The following is a 19,987-nucleotide window of genomic DNA, read 5'->3' on the forward strand; positions in this document are numbered from 1 at the left end:
CCTGTCGTCGGGCGGCTCGCCTTGTACTCAGCGCACCAGGCAGGGTTGCTTGTTGTCGAAGCGCCAGCCCGGGATCAGGTACTGCATCGCCACGCTGTCGTCCCGCGCCCCCAGGCCCATGCCTTTGTACAGTTCGTGGGCGCGGCCCACGGCGTCCATGTCGATGTCCACGCCCAGGCCCGGCTTGCTCGGCACCTGGACATGGCCGTCGACGATCTGCAGCGGGTTGTGGCTCAGCTGCTGGCCGTCCTGCCAGATCCAGTGGGTGTCGATGGCGGTGATCTCGCCCGGTGCCGCGGCGGCGACCTGGGTGAACATGGCCAGGGAAATGTCGAAGTGGTTGTTCGAATGCGAACCCCAGGTCAGGCCCCAGTCATGGCACATTTGCGCCACCCGCACCGAGCCTTGCATTGTCCAGAAGTGCGGGTCGGCCAGGGGAATGTCCACCGATTGCAACTGGATCGCATGGCCCATCTCGCGCCAGTCGGTGGCGATCATGTTGGTGGCGGTCGGCAGGCCCGTGGCGCGGCGGAACTCGGCCATCACTTCGCGGCCGGAGTAGCCGTTCTCGGCGCCGCACGGGTCTTCGGCATAGGCCAGGACCTTGTGCTGGTCGCGGCACAGGGCGATGGCCTGCTTCAGTGACCAGGCGCCGTTCGGGTCGAGGGTGATGCGCGCCTCGGGGAAGCGCTCGGCCAGGGCGGTGACGGCGAGAATTTCCTCTTCGCCGCGCAGTACCCCACCCTTGAGCTTGAAGTCGTTGAAGCCATAGCGGGCCCGGGCCGCCTCGGCCAGGCGCACCACCGCTTCGGGGGTCATCGCCGCTTCGTGGCGCAGGCGCAGCCAGTCGTCGGCGGCGTCGGCTTCGTTGCGGTAGGCAAGGTCGGTTTGCCGGCGGTCGCCGATGTAGAACAGGTAACCGAGCATCTTTACCCGCTCGCGTTGCTGGCCTTCGCCGAGCAGGGCGGCGACAGGCACCTGCAGGTGCTGGCCGAGCAGGTCAAGCAGTGCCGCTTCCACTGCGGTGACGGCATGGATGGTGATGCGCAGGTCGAAGGTCTGCAGGCCGCGACCGGCGGCGTCGCGTTCGGCGAAGGTCTGGCGCATCTGGTTGAGGATGCGCTGGTACTGGCCGATGGGTTGGCCGACGACCAGGCTGCGGGCGTCCTCCAGGGTCTGGCGGATGCGTTCGCCGCCGGGTACTTCGCCAACCCCGGTGTTGCCGGCGTTGTCCTTGAGAATCACGATGTTGCGGGTGAAAAACGGGCCATGGGCGCCGCTCAGGTTGAGCAGCATGCTGTCATGGCCGGCCACCGGAATGACCTGCAGGCTGGTGATGACCGGGGTGTGCTGTTGTTGTGTGTTCATCAGGCGTGTCCTGGTAGGGCCAAGGGAGTCAGTGGGATTTGCCGAGGGCGGTCGGTGCCGGGCTCGTCTCGAGCGCTTGCTCGTGGGTTGCCCGTCGGGTACGGGCGAAAAACACCAGCACGGCGGCGATCGCCGAGGTGCCGGCCAGGCCGTACAGGCCGCCCTGGATGGAGCCGGTGCTCTGCTCGAGGAAGCCGAAGGTGGTCGGGGCGACGAAGCCACCGAGGTTGCCAATAGAGTTGATCAGGGCGATCACCGCCGCGGCGATGCGGGCATCCAGGTAGGCCTGGGGGATCGGCCAGAACAGCGCGGAGGCGGACTTGAAGCCGATGGCGGCAAAGCACAGGGCGACGAAGGCGAAGATCGGCCCGCCGGTGGTGGACAGGAACATGCCGGCGGCGGCAATCAGCAGTGCCGTGGCCACCCACGCCTGTTGGGCACGAAAGCGCGCGGACAGCGCCGCGAAGCCGTACATGGCCAGGATCGAGATCAGCCAGGGAATGGAGTTGAAGAAGCCCACCTGCAGGTCACTGATGTCGCCCATTTTCTTGATGATGCTGGGCAGCCAGAAGGTCGCGGCATAGATGGTCAGCTGGATGCAGAAGTACAGCACGCAGAACAGCAGGATCTGGCCGTCCTTGAGCAGTTGGCCAATGCTTGGCTTGACCGTGGTCTGGGCATCGCGCTCGCGCTGTTCGGCATCGATGGTATCGACCAGTGCATCCTGTTCGGCGCGGCTCAGCCATTTGGCGTCGTGGGGCCTGGAATCGAGCCAGAACCAGACGAACACGCACAGGAACACCGAGGCCAGGCCTTCGATCAGGAACATCCACTGCCAGCCGTGCAGGCCCATGCCTTCGATCTGCAACAGCGCCCCGGCCAATGGCCCGGAAATCAGTGAAGCCAGCGCCGAGCCACTGAGGAAGATGGCAATCGCCTTGCCGCGTTCAACGGCTGGCAGCCAGCGGGTGAAGTAGTAGATCACGCCGGGGAAGAAGCCGGCTTCGGCGATGCCCAGCAAAAAGCGCAGGATGTAGAAGTGGGTTTCGTTCTGGATGAAGGCCATCAGTGTCGCCACGATGCCCCAGGTGAACATGATCCGGGTCAGCCAGATTCGTGCGCCGACCTTTTGCAGAAGCATGTTGGAAGGCACTTCGAACAGGGCATAGCCGATGAAGAACAGGCCGGCGCCCAGGCCATAGGCGGCCGCGCCGATGCCCAGGTCGTGCTCCAGGTGGGTGCGGACGAAGCCGATGTTGACCCGGTCGATGTAGTTGACGATGAACATGATGACGAACAGCGGCAGTATGTGGCGCTTCACCTTGGCCACGGCACTGGCCAGGGTAGGGTCGCGCTCGGCTGCCGTCGATGCAGGGCGTTGAGTAGTCACGTTGCCAATCTCCCACTCGTTGTTGTTATGCGGGGTTGTCTGTTGGTGGCGTTTTCTGGGGCATGATGCGCATCATGTTGATAGACATCGTACAAGTGGATTTTCACCTGTGCAATCGCGTGGCGGGATTTTTTCTTTGATTATGCGCTTGTGCTGGCGGGTTTGTGATTGCTGCGATGCTTGCTGGCTGGTGCCAAGGACGCGATAGATGCCACTTGTCGGTTAGATGTCATACAAGTTATTGAGCCGAGATCTCTACCAGATCCTCAGGCAGTGGTAAGCTCGTACGGGCCTCAACCTTCCTTGCTCGGGTACTTCATGGACAACCTCACTTCAGACAACGGCGTTGCGCGCCGGCGCACGGGCAGCCTGGCCCACGAGCTGGTCGATCAGTTGAGCCAGCGCATCCTGCTGGGGCAACTCAAGCCGGGAGAGAAACTGCCCTCGGAAACCACCATCGTGCGCGAGCATGGCGTCAGCCGCACCGTGGTGCGCGAGGCGCTGTCCAGGTTGCAGGCCTCCGGGCTGGTGGAAACCCGTCACGGCATCGGCACTTTCGTGCTGGCCCGCGAGACCTCGATGGGCTTGCGCCTGAACGTCGATACGGCCGCCAGCGTGCGCGGCATTCTCGAGCTGCGCCTGGGCCTGGAGGTGCAGGCCGCCGCCCTGGCCGCGCTGCGCCGCAGTGACGCGCAGCTCCAGCAGATGCGCCAGGCCCTGGATGACTACCAGGCGTCACTGAAGAACAACGACTGCTGCGTGGAGCAGGACAAGCGTTTTCACCAGTTGATCGCCGAGGCCACCGGCAACAGCTACTACACCGACATCATGCAGCACCTGGGCAATTCGATGATCCCGCGCACCCGGGTCAATGCCGACGAGCGCGGCGATACCGATTTCTCGCAACTGGGCTACCTGGCCAACCTGGAGCACGAAGCGATCCTGGCCGCCATCGCTCGCCAGGATCCGGATGCGGCGCGCGCCGCCATGCTGCTGCACCTGAGCAACAGCCTGGCGCGCTTCTGCACCGGTGGCAGTGCCTGAGGAGCTGTCGCGCTCATCCGCTCAGCGGTTCGTGCATTACTCCTTGAGCTTCCAGGTGCCCGGCAGTGACAGGTCGCCAGAGCTGATATCCCATACGCTGCTCACGCACAGCAGCGGGTTGTGCAGGTCGGCATTGACCTTCAGTGCCGCCGTCACGCCGTCGTAGTTGAAACTTTGCGGGAAGCCCACGGCGGCCAGCGGCACACTGATGCGTGCGGCATTGTTGTCCAGGCTCAGGTCGTAGCCGGGGGAGTCGATGTAGATCGGTGCACCGGGCCAGGTGGCCGGGAGCTTCGGCTTCACCCCTTCAGGGATATCGCGCACCTTCAGCCCGCTCGGGCCGCAGCTGGCGTCCTTGCTCAGCACTACCCAGTGCGAGTGCCACAAGCCGCCGTCGTTGTCGTTCTTGCCGTCGCGGTTTTCGTCCAGTTTGGGTGTGTCGTCGAAGTCGGGGTGCGAGGTCAGGGCCAGGGCCAGGATGCCGGCCTGAGCTTCAAAGCCGACGCTGCTGCTGTCCAGGCTGGTGGGCCAGACATAGCTGTACACCTCGGCGCCGGCAAACGAACCTTTGGCGCTGGGCAGGCGGCTGCCGGCCTTACCGTCGACCAGTTGCTCGAACACCAGGTTGTCACCCTGCTTGAAGACCCGGGTCTGGACCAGGTCGAAGGCGGCTTCGGCATTGCCCTTGGCGCTATTGATGCCAGGGCTTTCGTGGGCCCAGGCCTGGGTGGCGAGCAGGCCGAGGGTGAAGGCGAGGGTGCGTTTCATGGGGTGGCTCCTGTGCGGTTTATGGTTTCGAATCGATACCAAATAGCCTAAGCCTATGCCGCGCTTTGTCAATATGGTTTTTATTCGATACTATCTATCGAGATCATCAATCGAGGCCTCCTGCCGTGCTATTCGACCTGTTGGAAAGGCTGTCGAGCCTGACCCGCGTCTGGTTTCGCCAGCACCCGCTGCTGGCCGATCTGCAGCCGATCCAGCTCAGCGCCTTGCTCTACCTGTCGCGCTGCAACCGTTACTCCAATACGCCCCTGGCGGTCACCGAGTACCTGGGGCTGACCAAGGGCACGGTGTCGCAATCGCTCAAGGCCCTTGAAACCAAGGGCCTGATCGTCAAGACCCAGGACCAGGCCGACAAGCGCAGCGTGCACCTGAGCCTGACTGCGCCTGCGCGTGCACTGCTCGACGCAGTCATGCCGCCGGCGTTCCTGGCTTCGGCCAGTACGCGCATGGGTGAGCGCGCCGGGGACCTGGAGGCGCTGCTGAGCGAGCTGTTGCGCACCATCCAGCAGCACGAGGATGTGCCGGGTTTCGGCCTGTGCAAGACCTGCCGCTTTCACCGCAAGACCACCACGGGTGGTTTTTGCGAACTGACCCAGGAGCCGCTGGCCCCGGCCGAGCGCGAACTGATTTGCCGCGAGCATCAGCTCGCCGAACTGACGGAGTGAGTGGCAATGAAGCTTGAGACCATCCTGACCGGCAAGGCCGTGCCCTATACCCGGCCGGGTTCCAGCAGTGCCATCGCCAAGCTGCCGCGCAATGGCGAACTGGCCGTGACTGAACTGGGCCTGGCCGGTGACGAGCAGGGCGACCTGCGGGTGCATGGCGGCAAGGACAAGGCAATCCATCACTACCCCCGCGAGCACTATGCGCAGTGGCGCGCCGAACTGGGCGAGCATCCGCTGTTGCAGGCGCCCGGGGCCTTTGGCGAGAACTTCAGCAGCCATGGCCTGACCGAGGCCGAGGTCTGCCTGGGTGATCGGTTCCGTGCCGGCACGGCCATCCTGGAGGTGTCCCAGGGGCGCCAGCCGTGCTGGAAGCTCAATGATCGTTTTGCGGTGAAGGATATGTCGTTGCGGGTCCAGCAAAGTGGTCGTACCGGCTGGTATTACCGGGTGCTGGAGGAGGGGGTCGTGGCGGCAGGTGCGGCCTTCGAACTGATCGCGCGTCCGCATCCGCAGTGGTCGGTGGCGCGGTTGTCGTCGGTGTTGTTCGAGAGGCAGGTCAATGCCGAGGTGATTCGCCAGTGCCTGGAGCTGCCGCTGGCGCCGTCGTGGCGCAGGACGCTGGAGCGTCGGTTGGAAAAGGCCGAGGTGGAGGATTGGGCGCCCCGGTTGCAGGGGCCGTCGGCCAGTATTTGAACGCATCGCGGGGCAAGCCCGCTCCCACCGCCGGTAGGAGCGGGCTTGCCCCGCGATCCATTACGCTGCCGAACTAAAGGTCTTTACACCTTGGGCCTTCGCTACCTGCTTGCGGCAGGCCTCGCCGAAGGCTTCGAACATTTTGATCGAGTCCGGGTTCTTCGCTGCTTGCCACTCCGGGTGCCATTGCACGGCGAACAGGAACGGCGACAGGCTTGGCGCGTGGATGGCTTCGACCAGGCCGTCTTCGGCCCAGGCCAGTGGCTCGATGCCCTTGCCCAGCGTGTTCAGGCCCTGGCCGTGCAGCGAGTTGACGCGGATCTCGTCGCTCTTGAGCAGCTTGTGCAGCCAGCTGCCTTGCTCCAGGCGCACGCCGTGAACGGCGCTGTACTGGACGTCTACCGGATCCTCGGGGTTTTCCCGGTGATCGTTGAAGCCAGGCTCGGCGTAGACCTTCTGGTGGATGTCACCACCCAGGGCCACGTTGATTTCCTGCATGCCACGGCAAATGCCGAAGATCGGCAGGCCACGGGCGATGGCGGCCTTGACCAGGGGCATGTCGAACAGGTCGCGGTCGCGGTCCTGGCCCTTGCCCGGGGTCTGGTTTTCCTGGCCGTACAGGGCCGGGTCGATGTTGCTGCCTGCACCGGTCAGGTACACGCCATCGGCCATGTCCAGGTAGGTTTCCAGGTCTTCGATGCCGCAGCAGGTCGGTACCAGTACTGGTACGCAGCCGGCGTGTTCAACCAGCGGCACGATGTATTTGTGGGTCATGACCTGATAATCGTGACCTTTGCGCTCCTGGGCGCCCATGGTCATCAGGACGACGGGTTTGCGAAGGGTTTGTTTCTTATTGCCAATGTTGCTGTTGGGCATATGTCACCTTGGGACAGGCGCGGCCTGTCATTATTGTGCAGGCGCGCAACTGGAACCCTGCGCTACCTGAGGTTTCGAGCACTGCCGGAACGCCGCTTGGGGCCAATGTTTCCGGTCGAAACCTGTATTAAGCTTGCCAGAGCCGTTTAATATGTCAAACGACTTCAGATTGCGCGGCCGAAGCTTGTCATTGCCTGGATGCAATGATCAGGCTGAGCGCGGCAGGAACTGGCGCAGGTCAGGGTGTTTGCCAGTCAATAATAATTAACGATGCGTGGGGCTTGCAAAACCGGCCGGACCTGAGCGCGCCGGGCCCGGAGCCGGGTTGCAACCTGGCATTTTTACCAGGTGCCGATCGAAGGCCGGCTTTGGCGCACTGGCCGCGTGCTACCTATACTTTGTCACTCGGCAACAGCCCGCTGTCGTTGACCGGATCGAGACGCCTCTGATCCTGTGGTCATGCCTTTGTAGTCGGTGGATGCGAGTCGTCATCTCTCAACGCTACATGGGGTTAACGTGATGGATATCGTCAGTCTGGTGGTTCAGATCATTGCCGGCGTGGTCGGCGGCAACGCCGTCGGCATGAGCAAGCAAGGGATGGGCACAGGGCTCAATTCGATCGTCGGGGGTATCGGCGGGGTGGTGCTCGGGCAGATCGTCGCGGCGATTACCGGAGAGCCGGGTGCTGCCGCGGCGGGCGGGGCCATGGACCTGCCGTCGCTGATCAGCAGCATTGTCGGCGGTGGTGCCGGTGGTGCGGTGCTGACCTTCATTGTGGGGTTGATCAAGTCGAAGATGCATCCGCAGTAAGCCCGATCGCGGGGCAAGCCCGCTCCCACCCTGTGGGAGCGGGCTTGCCCCGCGATTGACCTCAATGCAGGATCTGCGCGAGGAACCCCTGCGCCCGCGCACTCTGCGGATTATTGAAGAACGCCTCGGGGCTGGCGTCCTCGATGATCTGCCCGCCATCGAGGAACAGCACGCGCTCGGCCACCTGGCGGGCGAAGCCCATTTCATGGGTGACGCAGAGCATGGTCATGCCGGTGTCGGCCAGTTTCACCAGCACGTCCAGCACCTCGGCTACCATCTCCGGGTCGAGCGCCGAGGTCGGCTCGTCGAACAGCATGATCTTCGGCTTCATGCACAGCGCCCGGGCAATCGCTACCCGCTGTTGCTGGCCGCCGGAGAGCTGGCTGGGGTATTTGCCGGCCTGGCTTTCGATGCCCACCTTGTTCAGGTAGAAACGCGCACGTTCCTCGGCTTCCTTGCGCGACAGGCCGCGCACGGTCATGGGCGCCAGGGTGCAGTTGTCCAGCACGCTCATGTGCGGGAACAGGTTGAAGTGCTGGAACACCATGCCGATTTCACTGCGGACCTCGGCGGCCTGGCGGGTGGTCAGGGCCAGGTCCGTGTCGTGGACGCGGATGGTGCCGCGCTCGGCGATTTCCAGGCGGTTGATGCAGCGGATCAGGGTCGACTTGCCCGAGCCGGAAGGGCCGCACAGGACGATGCGCTCGCCCTCGCGCACGTTCAGGTTGATGTCGCGCAGCACATGGAAGGCGCCGTAATGCTTGTTCAGCCCTTCGATGGTCACCACGACCTTCCGCGGGTCGGTGTGTGGGGTAGGGGTGGAGGCTGCAAGGCTCAGTGAAGCGGTCATATTGTTATTCTCCCGCGATCAGTTGAAGCGTGCCGCGCTGTAGGGCGCAGGGTCGGTAAAGGTGTCGGCGCCGGTCATCATTTCCGCCAGCAGGCGGCCGCTGACCGGGCCCAGGGTCAGGCCGTGGTGGGCATGACCGAAGTTGAACCACAGGCCCTTGTGGCGCGGCGCCGGGCCGATCACCGGGCGCATGTCCGGCAGGCAGGGGCGGCGGCCCAGCCAGGGCTTGGGATCGAGGCGCTTGCCCAGGGGGAAGATCGTGCGGGCAATGGCTTCGCAGCGCTGCAGCTGGATTTCATTGATGGCGTCGCTGCTGGCGGCGAACTCGATGCCGGTGGTCAGGCGAATGCCCTGGGCCATGGGTGCCAGCACATAACCACCCTGGGCGTCACAGATCGAATGCTTGAGCGCGGCCCCATCGCGGCCCTGGTAGTGCATGTGGTAGCCACGCTTGATTTCCAGGGGAATGGTGTAGCCCAGCGGCCGGAACAGCTCACCCGACTGCGGGCCGAGGGCGACCACCACCTCCGGCGCAGTGATCGGCCCCTGGCGGCTGTCCACCTGCCAGTCACTGCCGACCTGGCGCAGGGTCCGCGCATCGCCATGGATGAACTGGCCGCCGCGCTTGACGAACAGCGCCGCATAGCCACGGGTCAGGCCGCCGGGGTTGGTGACGGTCTTGGGATCGAGCCAGTGGATGCCGCCGACCACGTTTTCGGTGAGGTCGGTTTCGCGTTCGCGCAACTGCCGGCGATCGAGGATCTCGTAGCTCAGGCCGAACGACTTCAGGGCATGAGCGTCGGCCTGGGCCTTGCGAAATGCGGCGTCGTTGTGAAAAACCTCGATCCAGCCATGGGCCTTGACCAGGTCTGCCAGGCCCGCGTCTTCGATCAGGGCATCGTGTTCTTCCACGCAGCGCTGCACCAGCGGCAGCATGGCCTTGGTGGCCACGGCAAGGCCGGCGGCGGAGGAGTTCTGCCAGTACTTGAACAGCCAGGGGGCGATCTTCGGCAGGTGCAGCGGGCTGTAGCGCACGTCGGACTGACGGTTCAGGCCATAGCGCAGCAGGCTCGACAGCTCCCGGGGGAAGGCATAGGGAATCACGCTCGAGCGCTCGATCAGCCCGGCGTTGCCATGGCTGGTGCCGCTGCCCGGTTCGTCGCGGTCGATGAGGATCACCTTGCGGCCGCGGGCCTGCAGGTGCAGCGCCGTGCTCACGCCGACGATACCGGCGCCCAGAACGATGGTTTGACAGTGCATTGGAACGGTCCTCAGAAAACAGGCAATCAGCGCAGGTGGCGGCCCAGTCGGCCTTCGATGTGTTTGAGGCTGCGCCGTACGATCTCGACGATCAGCAGGTAGAGCACGGCGGCCCACAGGTAGATCTGGAAGTCGAAGCTGCGCGAGAAGGCCAGCTTGGTCACGCCCATCAGGTCGTAGATGGTCACCAGCGAGGCAATGGCGCTGGCCTTGATCATCAGGATCAGCTCATTGCCCAGCGGGCCGATGGCGACGATCAGCGATTGCGGCAGGATCACCTTGAAGAAGGTGGTCGAGCGCTTGAGGCTCAGGGCCTTGGCTGCTTCATACTGGCCGGGGGCCACGGCCAGCAGGGCGCCGCGGAAGATCTCGGCCTGGTAGGCGGCGGTGTTGAGCACGAAGGCCAGCAAGGTGCAGTACCAGGCTTCGCGGAAGAACCACCACATACCGACGTCTTGCCAGAAGCCCTTGAGCGAACCCAGGCCGTAGTACAGCAAGAACAGCTGGGCCAGCAGCGGCGAGCCACGGAAGAAGTAGATGTAGCCGGCGCTCAGGCGTTGCAGCAGCAGGTTGTTGGACAGCCGCGCCAGGGCCAGGAGCATGCCCAGCAGCGCGCCGAGGGTGAAGGAAATGGCCACCAGCTTGGCGGTCACCAGCAGGCCGTCGATAAAGCGTGGGCCGTAGCGTTCCAGCAGGTCGGGGTCGAGAACGAAGGCCAGCAGTTGATCGAAACTCATGTCCGGGCGCTCCGCAGGTGACGGCTGAAATACTGCTCGATGAATACGAAGACCCGGCCCGACAGCGCCGAGAACAGCAGGTAGCCCAGGCAGGCCACGCCGTAGAAGAACATCGGCTCCTTGGTCACGCTGACCGCAAGGTTGGTCTGGCGCATCAGGTCGACCAGGGAAATGGTCGAGACCAGCGAGGTGTCCTTGAGCAGCGACAGCCAGTTGTTCGACAGCCCCGGCATGGCGATGCGCACCAGTTGCGGGAAGATCACCTTGCGAAAGGTGGTGGCCTTGCTCAGGCCCAGGGCCTGGGAGGCCTCGTACTGGCCCTTGGCGACGGTCTTGAAGGCGCCCAGCCAGATTTCGCTGGAGAACGCGGCGAACACCAGGCTGAAGGCGATCATCGCGGCGAGGAAGGTGTTGATCATCACCTCGCCCTCATAGCCCATGGCCAGGAGGATTTTCTGCGCGGCGATCTGGCAGCCGTAGTAGATGATCAGCAGCGTGAGCAGTTCGGGCAGGCCGCGGAATACAGTGGAAAACACCGTGGCCACGGCGCGCGGAAAGCGCTTGGGCGAACGGGCCATCAGGGCCACGCCCAGGCCCAGGGGCAGGCCGATGGGCAGGCAGGCCAGGGCCAGGGAAATGGTCACCAGGGCGCCGGCCAGCAGGGCCTGGCCCCAGCCGCCGCTGGCGAAAGATAACAGGGACAGTTGTTCGAGCATGGGCGAACCCTCTCGGTTAAAGAGTGTGTGGTGCTGAGGAGGGCTTTATCGCGGGGCAAGCCCGCTCCCACACTGGGTGGGAGCGGGCTTGCCCCGCGATCGGTCACTGATAGATATCGAAGTCGAAGTAACGACTGGCGATCTTCTGGTAGGTGCCGTTGGCGACGATTTCGTCCAGGGCCTTGTTCAGGCGCTCGCGCAGGGCTTCATCTTCCTTGCGCACGGCAATGGCGGCATCGGCCTTGGTGCCGTTGACGTCGCCGAGGATCTTGCAGCAGTCCTTGCCGGCCTTGCCCAGCCACTCGTGCAGCGGGAACTTGTCGGCGATCACGCCGTCCAGGCGCCCGGCGGCAAGGTCGGCGTTGGCTTCATCGAGGGTCGGGTAGAGTTTGACGTCGGCACCGGCCTTGCCGTACACGTCTTCGGCATAGATCGCCTGGGTCGAGGAGGACTGCGCACCGACCGTGTAGCCCTTGAAGCTGGTCTGCGCGTCGTTGATCTCGCTGTCCTTGGCCACGGCGACCGACAGCGGGGTCTTGTAGTAGTGGTTGGTGAAGGCGATCTTCTTGCGTCGCTCCTCGGTGTCGATCATCGACGCCACCACCGCGTCGTACTTCTTGGCCATCAGCGCCGGGATGATGCCTTCCCAGTCCTGGGCCACCAGGGTGCATTCGACCTTCATCTGCTCGCACAGGGCCTTGGTGATATCGATATCGAAGCCGTGCAGCTGGTTATCCGAGTCCACATAGTTGAACGGTGGGTAGGCGCCTTCGGTGGCGAACCTCAGGGTTTCGGCCTGGGCCATGGTTGCGCTGGCGAGCAGCAGGGCGCACGCGCCTGCAAAGCGGATAACGGGTTTCATGTAACACCTCGATCTGTTATTTGCACTCTTGCTATTGTTTGCTCGCTGACGTGTAGCCAACGAATTCATTGTGTAGAGCGGCAGTTGCTTCCAAGCGTTTTTCAACATCCGGTCCAAGCTTCTTGCAGACCTCGTTGACCATCAGGTGCGCCCACGACAGCATCGTCGCGGTCGACTCCCAGAACAGATTGAATTCGGTGGGGATGCGAAACACCTCATCGGCGTTGGCATCGGCCCAGTCACAGAAGGTGTCGGTAACCAGTGTTACCGGGATGCCCGCTTCCCGTGCCTTGCGACACAGGGTCAGGGCGTGGCGCGAGTAACGGCGTGCCTCGAACACCACCAGGGCGCACTCGCCAGGCTCGGCCAGCAACACTTCGCCGAAGTGCCCGGCACTGCCATCGACCACCTGCACGCCGTCGCGCAGGTACTGCAGCAGGTGGGCCATGCACTGGGCGATGCCGCGCTCGGTCTGAAAGCCTGCGACGAATACCCGGCGCCGTTGCGCCAGGCGCTGGCTGACCGTTTCCCAGGCCGGGGTACGGCTGTATTCGTAGACCCGCACCAGTGCCGCGACTTCCTGTTCGAGGCTGCGGGCGATGCCGGCGGCATCCTTGCCCTGCTGTTGGCGGAATTCTTGCAAACGATCACCGACCAGCCAGGGGCCATCGCCCAGGTCGTCCTTGAGATCGTGCTTGAGCGCCTTGAGGTGCTCGTAGCCCAACGCACGGCAGAAACGCCCGACGCTCGACTCGCTGACGCCGATCTTGGCCGCGAGGCTGGCCGAGGTTTCGAAGGGCAGGTCGGTGAGGTTGGCGAGCATGTAGCTGGCGATCTTGCGACCCGAAGCCGCCGCGTTGTGCAGGCTGTTTTCCAGGCGTTGCTTGATCGGTTGGCTCACGGGCGATTCTCGAAGGCGGTTGCACTTGGAAACAGAAAATGAATGTTTTCTGTCATCAAGTCAATATTTGACAGTTTGCTGTCACTGCGCGAGAGTTCCAGGCCTTGCCCTGCGCTGTAAGCCCATACCAAATCCAATAAGGGAGCTTCAGATGTCCGCACGTCCCGACACCGCCGTCACACAGATTGCCTTTGCCGATTTGCAGGCCTTGCTGCACCGCATCTTCGTTCGTCACGGCTGCAGCGACGCGGTGGCCGCCAGCCTTGCCTTCAACTGTGCCAGTGCCCAGCGTGATGGCGCGCACAGCCACGGGGTGTTCCGTATCCCCGGTTATGTCTCGACCCTGGCCAGTGGCTGGGTCGATGGCCAGGCTGTGCCTGTGGTCAGCGATGTCGCCAGTGGTTATGTCAGCGTCGATGCCCGGGGCGGCTTCGCCCAGCCTGCGCTGGCTGCCGCCCGCGAGCTGCTGGTGGAGAAGGCGCGCAGTGCCGGCATCGCCGTGCTGGCGATCCATAATTCGCACCATTTCGCAGCACTCTGGCCGGATGTCGAGCCGTTTGCCGACGAAGGCCTGGTGGCCCTGAGCGTGGTCAACAGCATGACCTGCGTGGTGCCCCATGGCGCGCGCAAGCCGCTGTTCGGCACCAACCCGATCGCCTTTGCCGCACCTTGTGCCGGCTGCGATCCGATTGTCTTCGACATGGCCACCAGCGCCATTGCCCACGGTGATGTGCAGATTGCCGCACGCAAGGGTGAACTGCTGCCCGAAGGCATGGGCGTGGACAGCGACGGCCAGCCGACCCGTGAGCCGGGCAAGATCCTCGACGGCGGGGCGCTGCTGCCGTTCGGCGGGCACAAGGGCTCGGCGCTGTCGATGATGGTCGAGCTGCTGGCGGCGGCGCTGACCGGAGGGAATTTCTCCTGGGAGTTCGACTGGACGCAGCACCCGGGGGCGAAAACCCCATGGACCGGGCAACTGATTATCGTCATCGACCCGAGCAAGGCTGAAGGCAATCGCTTCGCCGAGCGCAGCCATGAGCTGGTCAAGCAGATGCAGGCGGTGGGCTTGACCCGCATGCCCGGTGAGCGGCGCTACCGTGAGCGTGAAGCCTCGGCGCGTGACGGGGTGAGCCTGACGGTGGAAGAGCTGGCGCAGTTGCAGTCCATGGCGCAGGCCTGAGTGCCCAGACCCCATCGCCAGCCTGGCTGGCGATGGGGTCTGTTCCTACAGGCCTGTGGCTTTCCAGTTGCTGGTGTTGCTGTGTCCATCCTTCAGCGGTAGGCGGTAATGATTGCAGAGGCCCTCGGCGTCGGTAGAGGCGCCAAAGCCCGCTGCATTCTGCACCACCTCGTAAGTGTTGGTGCCCGTCCAGGTCACGATCCAGGGAATGCGCACCCTGCAGTCGAAGTCACGCTTGCTACGTTGCAACGGGTTGAGCGATGTGCAGAGCTGTTGCAGCGTCGCCAGGTCCATGAACATCACGGTATTGGGATACTGGTGACCGAACTCTTCGACCCTCGCCTGGAGGGTGATACCCGCCCGGTGTGTCACCGCTTCACGGGTGTTGTCGATCTTCTGGTTAAGGATGAGCATCGCTTCCACAGGCACCTCGAGATCGCGTTGAATCAGTTGGTTGTACAGATCGTCAGGTTGGCGCTGGCCAAGAATGCGCACGTGCTTGACCAGGAAGTCGGATGTGCAATTACACATGATGGTGTCCTCGCGGCAGCCCTTGCGGGCTGCCCTGTGCAGGTTGATTGAGCGGGCGCTGGTCAATGTTCGAGATCTTTGGCCGAGGTCTTGCCCGGCCATACGCCCGTCATCTGGATTTCCCGGCTTCCGGTCAGCCACTGGCCCAGCGGGCTGGGCCAGCTGAAGCTGTAGTTGTCGCTGTTCACCATCCCTTTGAACGTCACCTGGACAGCGATGTTGGTGGCGTTGAGCGGAATGTTCCCCACGGTTTTCGACAGGCCGCCACTCAAGCTGAACGACTGGTGCTGCTTGCCTGACGGCGTGTCGTAGTCCAGGGTGATGGCGGTGATGTAGGTGCAACCGGGTTTGTTGTTGAACAGAATCTCCAGCCCGCCCAGGCGATTGATCCAGTTGGGGATCAGCAGCTCGCCGTCGAATGACGCGAAGGTGTAGGCGATCGGGATCGACTGGGTGGCCAGTGTGCCGGCCTTGTCGGGCCACAAGTGCTGGTCGACGCTCTTGGTCTGATTGGTCGAAACGTAGGAGCCCTTGGCGTCGGCACTGGCCAGCAGGTCTTGCACGCCACCCACGGAGCCGGTGATGGAGAACGACGAGCTGTTGTCCTGCGAGCCGACGTTCAGGCCGCTGGTGGCGTAGATCACGCTGGTGACCACACCGAAGCCCTGGGCGATACCTGCGCTGGACGCCATGCTGACCCGGCTGGCTTGGTCTTTGAGCCATTGCAGGGTCTGGGGTTGGGTCAACACCGTGAGGTCGCCCAGGTAGTCCTCTGAGGCAATACCGAACTCCGAGGCGATCGAGCCGGTGGAGGCAAAGTCCCATTTCACCTCGGTGCCCGCGGTGATCTTGGTGCCGGTTTCCGGGTCGGTCGCCGATCCGTCCAAGGCAACGTTGCTCTGGCTGCGTTTCACATTGCTCGACGATAGTTTCCACTGGTTGGGGGCATTTCGGGTGCTGACGGTCAGCCCGGGCGCTTGTTCCTGCACCAGCGTGAAATCACCGCTGTCGGGAGAAACAAAGCCGACACAGCCGACCTTGAGCTTCTGGTCGAGGGTCCAGTTGCCCCAGTACGCGGCACGGCCATTGCGGATCAGATCAGTAAACGAGCGGTTCCAGTTCATGATGCGCATTCCTTTTCCGTTGAGTGTTCGAGTGGGCCGAACAGCGACTCGCAGCGACATTCCCTGCCGCCGACCACCGGGTTGAATAACGTCGGCAACTGAATCGTCCATCTGTATGGGGGGCTGAGAACATTCGGCAAATGCGGTATGCAAAAGGGGCTTTTGGCCCGACTTGACAGGGGTAGGGCAGGTCCTAGGCTTGCTCTTCAGGTGCGGGCAAGCCTCGGCGCAGTTGCGAACGGTTCAGGGAGCGAACATGCGATTGAGTGAGCGGGAAACCGTGGTGCTTTCGTTGATTGCACAGGGATTGACGGACCGGGAAGTGGCCCTGCAGCTGTCCATCGCCTTTTCCACTGCACGCAAGCACCGCGAGAACCTGCTCGACAAGCTCAAGCTCGGCCGCGCCAGCGCGCTGGTGGCGATCTACCTGTGCCTGGGCGCGATCCAGCCCGGCAATCGTCGGCGACACCGTTGTCGACACGCGAGCAGCAGGTGCTTGGCTGCCTGTCCCGGGGGCTGAGCGACAAGCAGGTGGCCCGTGCGCTGGGGATCAGCGACCAGACCGCCCGCACGCATCGACGCAACATGCTCGACAAGACGGCCACGGCCAATGTCTGTGCGCTGCTGTACCTTGCCTACCGTGAAGGCTGGCTGCCCTGGCCCGACCAGGCGACAGGCGTGCATGAATGCATTGATTAGTTGCACCCGCAGACATGTTCCTTCGGCGCCGCTACAGGTATTCTCGCCACAGTCCTTTTCGAATTGCCCAGAACCAAGGAGCTGCACGCTGTGTTCAAACATGTCGATGCCTATGCCGGCGACCCGATCCTCTCCCTGATGGAGACCTTCAAGGCCGACCCACGGGCCAACAAGGTCAACCTGAGTATCGGCCTGTATTACGATGCCGCAGGCGTGGTACCACAGCTGGCTGCCGTTGGCGAAGCCGAGAAGCGCATGGCCGGACAGCCTCATGAAGCCTCGCTGTACCTGCCGATGGAAGGCCTGCACAGCTATCGCCAGGCGATCCAGGCGCTGCTGTTCGGTGCTGATCACCCGGCTGTGCAGGGCGGCCGCGTGGCCACCGTGCAAACTGTCGGTGGCTCCGGCGCGCTGAAGGTCGGTGCCGACTTCCTCAAGCGCTACTTCCCCGAGTCGCAGGTCTGGGTGAGCAACCCGACCTGGGACAACCACCGGGCGATCTTCGAAGGCGCAGGGTTCAAGGTCAACACCTACCCGTACTTCGACCAGGGCAGCCGTGGCCTGGATTTCGACGGCATGCTCGCCACTCTCAAGACCCTGCCGGCCAACAGCATCGTGCTGCTGCACCCGTGCTGCCACAACCCCACCGGCGTCGACCTGAGCCAGAACCAGTGGCAACAGGTGATCGAGGTGGTCAAGGCGCGCGAGCTGATTCCGTTCCTCGACATCGCCTACCAGGGCTTCGGCGAGGGCCTGGCCGAAGACGCCTATGCCATCCGCGAAGTGGCCCGCGCCGGCGTGCCGTGCCTGGTCAGCAACTCGTTCTCGAAGATCTTCTCGCTGTACGGTGAGCGGGTAGGGGGCCTGTCGGTGGTCTGTGACGATGCCGACACCGCGCAAAGCGTGCTCGGCCAGCTCAAGGCCACCGTGCGTCGCAACTACTCCAGCCCGCCCAGCTTCGGCGCCCAGCTGGTGGCCGCGGTGCTCGGCGATGCCGAACTCAATGCCCAGTGGGCGGCGGAAGTCGAGCAGATGCGCCTGCGCATCCTGGACATGCGCCAGGGGCTGGTCGACGCCCTGGCAGTGCTGCTGCCGGGCCAGGACTTCCAGTTCTTCCTGGAACAGCGCGGCATGTTCAGCTACACGGGCCTGAGCGTTGCCCAGGTGCGTCGCCTGCGTGACGAGTTCGGTGTGTACCTGATCGACAGCGGCCGGGTGTGCATGTCGGGCCTGCGTCCGGACAACCTGCAGCAGGTGGCCGAGGCGATTGCTGCGGTTCAGTAATCGGTGTAGACGCTGATCGCGGGGCAAGCCCGCTCCCACGCAACAGGTGTGGGAGCGGGCTTGCCCCGCGCTGTTTTTTGGTAAAGGTGCAACCGCTCCTCGGAAGGGGGCTTCTCAAGTGCAACCTTTGAGCGCACAATCGCGCCCCTCTTTTATGGCTGGGGTGCGTGAAGCGTCTGTTTCGCCACTCTCAGCGCTGTTGCAGTCTTGCGAGTGGAGTTGCACCCGGATGAATGAGCAGGCCCCGAGCGTTGAACAACGCTTTGAATCGACCCCAGCCGCCCTCGGCAGCTGGTCCCGTCACGACACCACCTGGATGCTGGGCCTGTTTGGCACGGCCATCGGCGCCGGAACCCTGTTCCTGCCGATCAACGCCGGGCTCGGTGGTTTCTGGCCTTTGCTGATTCTGGCACTGCTGGCCTTCCCCATGACCTATTACGCGCACCGTGGCCTGACCCGCTTCGTGCTCTCCGGTCGTGACGGCGCCGATATCACCGAAGTGGTCGAAGAGCACTTCGGCATCAAGGCCGGTGCCCTGATCACCCTGCTGTACTTCTTCGCCATCTTCCCGATCCTGCTGATCTACAGCGTGGCCCTGACCAACACGGTCGGCAGCTTCATGGAGCATCAGCTGCACATCGAGCCGCCACCGCGCGCGGTGCTGTCCTTCGTGCTGATCCTCGGCCTTTTGGCCATCGTGCGCTGCGGCGAGCAGGCCACGGTCAAGGTCATGAGCCTGCTGGTGTACCCGTTCATCGTCGCCCTGGCGTTCCTGGCGGTGTTCCTGATTCCACACTGGAACGGCGGCATCCTCACCACCGCCAACGAGTTGCCATCGGGTTCAGCCTTCCTGCACACCCTGTGGCTGGCGATTCCGGTAATGGTCTTCTCCTTCAACCATTCGCCGATCATCTCGGCCTTTGCCGTTGACCAGAAGCGCCGCTACGGTGCCCATGCCGACGAGCGCAGCGGGCAGATCCTGGGCCGCGCCCACCTGTTGATGGTGGCCATGGTGATGTTCTTCGTGTTCAGCTGCGTACTGACCCTGACGCCTGCGCAACTGGCCGAAGCCAAGGCGCAGAACCTGTCGATCCTGTCGTACCTGGCCAACCACTTCAGCAACCCGACCATCGCCTTTGCCGCGCCGCTGATCGCCTTCGTGGCCATCGCCAAGTCGTTCCTGGGCCACTACATCGGCGCCAGCGAAGGCCTCAAGGGCCTGATCGTCAAGAGCGGCAAGCGCCCGGGCGCCAAAGCACTGGACCGCATGACCGCGGCCTTCATGCTGGTGATCTGCTGGATCGTCGCCACCCTCAACCCGAGCATCCTGGGCATGATCGAGACCCTCGGTGGCCCGGTGATCGCCGCGATCCTGTTCCTGATGCCGATGTACGCCATCCGCAAGGTGCCGGCGATGCGCAAGTACAGCGGGCAGATGTCCAACGTCTTCGTGGTTGCGGTGGGCCTGGTGGCCATTTCGGCACTGGTCTATTCGCTGCTGAGCTGATGCTGTGAAGCGCTCCGGAAGCTGGATTGTCAGCTTCCGGACACTCGCTTTGTCCACAAAAGTTGTCTGGCAATACAACAATTTATCATTTCGCCCATAGGTGCCCGGGCACTTTCATGATTAACTCTGGTCCTTAACTCACCCCCGCATAAGGACTCAGCTCATGGCTCAAGTGACTCTCAAAGGCAACCCGGTTCAGGTCAAGGGCGATCTGCCGAAAGTCGGCGCCCAGGCGCCAGCGTTCTCCCTGGTCGGCGCCGGCCTGGCTGACGTGACCCTGAAAGACTTCGCCGGCAAGCGCAAAGTGCTGAACATCTTCCCAAGCGTCGATACCCCGACCTGCGCCACTTCGGTCCGCACCTTCAACAAGAAGGCCAACGACGTCGCCAACACCGTGGTGCTGTGCATCTCCGCCGACCTGCCGTTCGCCCAGTCCCGTTTCTGCGGCGCCGAAGGCCTGGAAAACGTCAAGAACCTGTCCACCCTGCGTGGCCGTGAGTTCATCGAGAACTACGGCGTTGCCATCGCCGACGGCCCGCTGGCCGGCCTGACCGCCCGCGCCGTGGTGGTACTGGACGAGAACGACAAGGTGCTGCACAGCGAGCTGGTGGGCGAAATCGCCGACGAGCCTAACTACGACGCTGCGCTGGCCGTGTTGAAGTAAAGCGATCGCGGGGCAAGCCCGCTCCCACAGGAGCGGGCTT

The 19,987-nt window shown here is 63.5% G+C and carries 22 protein-coding genes; 10 read left to right on the plus strand and 12 right to left on the minus strand.

Going from position 1 to position 19,987, the window contains the following annotated elements:
• Positions 1–27 precede the first annotated feature (27 nt).
• Positions 28–1,368, minus strand: a complete 1,341-nt coding sequence (gene gudD, locus M2D63_RS11180) for a glucarate dehydratase (RefSeq protein WP_285862966.1) — start codon at positions 1,366–1,368, stop codon at positions 28–30.
• A 28-nt stretch (positions 1,369–1,396) separates the two neighbouring features.
• Positions 1,397–2,758, minus strand: a complete 1,362-nt coding sequence (locus tag M2D63_RS11185; RefSeq protein ID WP_285862967.1) for an MFS transporter — start codon at positions 2,756–2,758, stop codon at positions 1,397–1,399.
• A 318-nt stretch (positions 2,759–3,076) separates the two neighbouring features.
• Between M2D63_RS11185 and M2D63_RS11190 the strand changes: the two genes are divergently transcribed.
• On the plus strand, positions 3,077–3,802 hold the full coding sequence (locus M2D63_RS11190) for a FadR/GntR family transcriptional regulator (RefSeq protein ID WP_285862968.1): 726 nt from the start codon (positions 3,077–3,079) through the stop codon (positions 3,800–3,802).
• Between the two features lie 36 nt (positions 3,803–3,838).
• On the opposite strand, the gene M2D63_RS11195 is transcribed toward M2D63_RS11190, so the two are convergent.
• A complete protein-coding gene (locus M2D63_RS11195) occupies positions 3,839–4,570 on the minus strand; it encodes a hypothetical protein (RefSeq protein ID WP_285862969.1) in 732 nt (243 codons plus the stop codon).
• A 125-nt stretch (positions 4,571–4,695) separates the two neighbouring features.
• On the opposite strand from M2D63_RS11195, the gene M2D63_RS11200 reads away from it, so the two are divergent.
• Positions 4,696–5,253 (plus strand): MarR family winged helix-turn-helix transcriptional regulator, encoded by a 558-nt coding sequence (locus M2D63_RS11200; RefSeq protein WP_285862970.1) that lies wholly within the window; start codon positions 4,696–4,698, stop codon positions 5,251–5,253.
• Positions 5,254–5,259: 6 nt separating this feature from the next.
• Entirely contained in the window at positions 5,260–5,946 is a 687-nt protein-coding gene (locus M2D63_RS11205; RefSeq protein WP_285862971.1) for an MOSC domain-containing protein, read from the plus strand.
• 60 nt (positions 5,947–6,006) lie between these two features.
• Here M2D63_RS11205 and M2D63_RS11210 read toward each other — a convergent pair whose 3' ends face one another.
• Positions 6,007–6,822, minus strand: a complete 816-nt coding sequence (locus M2D63_RS11210; protein WP_285862972.1) for a gamma-glutamyl-gamma-aminobutyrate hydrolase family protein — start codon at positions 6,820–6,822, stop codon at positions 6,007–6,009.
• A gap of 519 nt (positions 6,823–7,341) precedes the next feature.
• Between M2D63_RS11210 and M2D63_RS11215 the strand changes: the two genes are divergently transcribed.
• Positions 7,342–7,632 (plus strand): hypothetical protein, encoded by a 291-nt coding sequence (locus M2D63_RS11215; RefSeq protein ID WP_285862973.1) that lies wholly within the window; start codon positions 7,342–7,344, stop codon positions 7,630–7,632.
• A 61-nt stretch (positions 7,633–7,693) separates the two neighbouring features.
• Here the strand turns inward: M2D63_RS11215 and M2D63_RS11220 are convergent, their stop codons facing one another.
• From M2D63_RS11220 to M2D63_RS11245, 6 genes are all read right to left on the minus strand, one after another.
• Positions 7,694–8,482: an amino acid ABC transporter ATP-binding protein gene (locus tag M2D63_RS11220; RefSeq protein ID WP_285862974.1), complete on the minus strand. Its 789-nt coding sequence runs from the start codon at positions 8,480–8,482 to the stop codon at positions 7,694–7,696.
• Positions 8,483–8,500: 18 nt separating this feature from the next.
• Entirely contained in the window at positions 8,501–9,742 is a 1,242-nt protein-coding gene (locus tag M2D63_RS11225) for an FAD-binding oxidoreductase (RefSeq protein WP_285862975.1), read from the minus strand.
• 26 nt (positions 9,743–9,768) lie between these two features.
• Positions 9,769–10,479 carry an ABC transporter permease gene (locus tag M2D63_RS11230; RefSeq protein WP_285862976.1) on the minus strand — a complete coding sequence of 237 codons (711 nt, stop codon included), beginning with the start codon at positions 10,477–10,479 and terminating at the stop codon, positions 9,769–9,771.
• Positions 10,476–11,195 carry an ABC transporter permease gene (locus tag M2D63_RS11235; RefSeq protein ID WP_285862978.1) on the minus strand — a complete coding sequence of 240 codons (720 nt, stop codon included), beginning with the start codon at positions 11,193–11,195 and terminating at the stop codon, positions 10,476–10,478. The genes M2D63_RS11230 and M2D63_RS11235 overlap by 4 nt, the downstream gene beginning before the upstream one ends.
• Positions 11,196–11,298: 103 nt before the next feature.
• Entirely contained in the window at positions 11,299–12,057 is a 759-nt protein-coding gene (locus tag M2D63_RS11240; protein WP_285862980.1) for a transporter substrate-binding domain-containing protein, read from the minus strand.
• A 31-nt stretch (positions 12,058–12,088) separates the two neighbouring features.
• A complete protein-coding gene (locus tag M2D63_RS11245) occupies positions 12,089–12,958 on the minus strand; it encodes a MurR/RpiR family transcriptional regulator (protein WP_285862982.1) in 870 nt (289 codons plus the stop codon).
• 151 nt (positions 12,959–13,109) lie between these two features.
• Between M2D63_RS11245 and M2D63_RS11250 the strand changes: the two genes are divergently transcribed.
• Complete coding sequence (locus M2D63_RS11250; RefSeq protein WP_285862983.1) at positions 13,110–14,138, plus strand: Ldh family oxidoreductase; 1,029 nt, start codon at positions 13,110–13,112, stop codon at positions 14,136–14,138.
• Between the two features lie 45 nt (positions 14,139–14,183).
• On the opposite strand, the gene M2D63_RS11255 is transcribed toward M2D63_RS11250, so the two are convergent.
• Both M2D63_RS11255 and M2D63_RS11260 read right to left on the minus strand, forming a co-directional pair.
• Positions 14,184–14,735, minus strand: a complete 552-nt coding sequence (locus M2D63_RS11255; RefSeq protein WP_285862984.1) for a hypothetical protein — start codon at positions 14,733–14,735, stop codon at positions 14,184–14,186.
• A complete protein-coding gene (locus M2D63_RS11260; RefSeq protein ID WP_285862985.1) occupies positions 14,732–15,793 on the minus strand; it encodes a hypothetical protein in 1,062 nt (353 codons plus the stop codon). The genes M2D63_RS11255 and M2D63_RS11260 overlap by 4 nt, the downstream gene beginning before the upstream one ends.
• 256 nt (positions 15,794–16,049) lie before the next feature.
• Here M2D63_RS11260 and M2D63_RS11265 point away from each other — a divergent pair, with 256 nt between their 5' ends.
• The 5 genes from M2D63_RS11265 to tpx all read left to right on the plus strand — a co-directional run bounded on the left by M2D63_RS11265 (position 16,050) and on the right by tpx (position 19,947).
• Complete coding sequence (locus M2D63_RS11265) at positions 16,050–16,313, plus strand: response regulator transcription factor (protein WP_285862986.1); 264 nt, start codon at positions 16,050–16,052, stop codon at positions 16,311–16,313.
• Positions 16,286–16,492 carry a response regulator transcription factor gene (locus M2D63_RS11270; protein WP_285862987.1) on the plus strand — a complete coding sequence of 69 codons (207 nt, stop codon included), beginning with the start codon at positions 16,286–16,288 and terminating at the stop codon, positions 16,490–16,492. Before M2D63_RS11265 ends, M2D63_RS11270 begins: the two co-directional genes overlap by 28 nt.
• A gap of 90 nt (positions 16,493–16,582) precedes the next feature.
• Positions 16,583–17,776 (plus strand): amino acid aminotransferase, encoded by a 1,194-nt coding sequence (locus tag M2D63_RS11275; RefSeq protein WP_285862988.1) that lies wholly within the window; start codon positions 16,583–16,585, stop codon positions 17,774–17,776.
• 229 nt (positions 17,777–18,005) lie between these two features.
• Complete coding sequence (locus M2D63_RS11280) at positions 18,006–19,283, plus strand: HAAAP family serine/threonine permease (protein ID WP_285862989.1); 1,278 nt, start codon at positions 18,006–18,008, stop codon at positions 19,281–19,283.
• A 163-nt stretch (positions 19,284–19,446) separates the two neighbouring features.
• Positions 19,447–19,947, plus strand: coding sequence for a thiol peroxidase (tpx, locus tag M2D63_RS11285; RefSeq protein ID WP_285862990.1), 501 nt, complete (start codon positions 19,447–19,449; stop codon positions 19,945–19,947).
• Positions 19,948–19,987 lie beyond the last annotated feature (40 nt).

The sequence above is a fragment of the Pseudomonas sp. BJa5 genome, assembly GCF_030272875.2.
Classification (GTDB): Bacteria; Pseudomonadota; Gammaproteobacteria; order Pseudomonadales; family Pseudomonadaceae; genus Aquipseudomonas.